This window comes from Nonomuraea diastatica, from assembly GCF_004349015.1.
In the GTDB taxonomy this organism is placed as follows: domain Bacteria; phylum Actinomycetota; class Actinomycetes; order Streptosporangiales; family Streptosporangiaceae; genus Nonomuraea; species Nonomuraea diastatica.
This window is the reverse complement of record NZ_SMKP01000383.1, coordinates 1-2,031: the sequence shown is the minus strand read 5'-3', so window position 1 is coordinate 2,031 and position 2,031 is coordinate 1. Positions and strand designations below refer to the sequence as shown.

The window sequence follows — 2,031 nt, the reverse complement described above, 5'->3', positions numbered from 1 at the left end:
ACCTGGCCGAGCTCCCACCCCAGACGCCACCCGCCGATGAGGAACCAACGGCCGACACAGCCCCTGACGTGCCGCAATCCCGGACGGCGCTCCGCACCCGAGAACGCCACGCCGTCATCCACGCCCTTGTCAATCCCCTCAAACCGTGGAGACGGTCCTATGCCACAGCGGCCCTCAGCAGGGCCGATGATGCCTGCCTCTTCTCGATCATCTGACGCTCGAATGTGACAGGCGACAGCCCATCGTTGGCGCTGTGCCTGCGCTTGACGTTGTAGAAGTCCGCGACCCAGGTCGCGATCTTCAGCCGGGCCTCCGCACGAGTCCTGAAGTGCTGCCGGTGCACGAACTCGACCTTCAGCGTGCTGTTGAGCGACTCAGCTGCTCCGTTGTCGAGCGCGCACCCGACCCGGCCCATCGACTGCACCACCCCATGCTTGCGGCATTCGGCCTGGTAGCGGGCGGCGGTGTACTCCGACCCGCGATCGGAGTGAAAGATCACCCCATCCACGTCGCCGCCCCGGGTGGCAACCGCCATCTGCAGCGACGCGGTGGTCAGCGCCGCGTCATGATGCTCGGACATGGCGTAGCCGAGAAACCGGCGGGAGAACAAATCCTCCACCGAGGCCAAGTACAGCGGCCCTTCATCGGTGTGGATCATCGTGACGTCTCCGACCCACAGCACGTCCGGGGCGACCGCGGTGAACTTCCGCCGCACCAGATCCAGCGCGGCCGGCCGCTTGCCCTGCCGGGTCAGCGAGCGCGGCTTCTTCGGCGCCCTCCCGGCTAAGCCGAGTTCGGCCATCCGCTTGGCCACCGTGTTCTCCGACACCTTCCAGCCCAGGGCACGCAGATCCTGAGTGATCCGCGGTGAGCCGTACGTGCCGCCCGAAGCCGCAAACAGCCGCTGGATCTCCGCATCCAACCGGGCCCGCCGCTGCTCACGGACGGTCGGAGCCTCCACCCCGATGCGGCTCTTCCACTTGTAGAACCACGACGGGGAGACCTCCAGCGCCCGGCAGGAGATCGCGTGGTCGACGCCGTGGTCGGCCTTGTGGGAGCAGATGAAGGCCGCCACGCTCACCGGCCCATCGCCTCTTTGACCCACAAGATTCCATGCCACTTCGTGGCGCCCGCGGATGTAGGAAACTTGGGGTGCGTCGCCCGCTCGACGTCGTGTGTTCTTAGCCCTACGAGGCTGGCCACAAGATTGACGCTGGAGCCTGCCCGGTAGGTACCCCGGATTGCCGCTACGAGCGCGTGTCACAGACTCTTGTTTGTTGCGGGCTCCGCGGACGGCGCGTCGTATTCATCTTCGGGGCAGGAGTCGCGGAGGCGCGATGCAAGTGGTGCATCCCCGGGTCGCCGGGATCGACGTGCACAAGAAGAAGGTCTGGGTGGCGGTTCGGTTACCCGGGCGCGACAAGCCGATCGTCAAAAGCTTCAAGACCTTCTGGCCCAAGCTGCGCTCGATGGCCGATTGGCTGGTGGACCTGGGTGTCACCGACGTGGCCATGGAGTCGACCGGGGTGTACTGGTGGCCGGTCTATCACGCCCTCGTCCAGACCGGGATACTGCAGGTCTGCGTGGCCAACGCCGCCCACATCAAGAACGTCCCCGGACGCAAGACCGACATCGCCGACTGTCAGTGGATCGCCGAACTGCACGCCTACGGGCTGCTGCGCACCAGCTTCATCCCCGACCAGCAGATCGCGGCACTACGGCAACGCACTCGCTACCGAAAGAAGCTCATCGAGCAACGCACCGCGGAAGCACAACGGCTGACCAAAGTCCTGGAAGACGGCGGCATCAAGATCGACTCGGTCGCCTCCGACCTGTTCGGCGTCTCCGGCCGCGCCATGGTCGCGGCATTGATCGCCGGAGAACGCGACCCACACGTACTGGCCGACATGGCCCGCGGGCGACTGCGCAACAAGGCCGAGGACTTGGTAATGGCCTGCGAGGGCCGCTTCACCGAAGAGCACGCGGCCATGGCCCAACTGCATCTGGACGCCTACGACCACCTCACCCGAA

The 2,031-nt window shown here is 66.0% G+C and carries 2 protein-coding genes; one reads left to right on the top strand and one right to left on the bottom strand.

Annotated elements, in window-relative coordinates; translation table 11 throughout:
* Positions 1–157: 157 nt before the first annotated feature.
* Complete coding sequence (locus tag E1294_RS51730; RefSeq protein WP_132520657.1) at positions 158–1,081, bottom strand: IS3 family transposase; 924 nt, start codon at positions 1,079–1,081, stop codon at positions 158–160.
* Positions 1,082–1,373: 292 nt separating this feature from the next.
* On the opposite strand from E1294_RS51730, the gene E1294_RS51725 reads away from it, so the two are divergent.
* The coding region (locus E1294_RS51725) for an IS110 family transposase (protein WP_165977992.1) at positions 1,374–2,031 on the top strand (658 nt) is incomplete at its 3' end.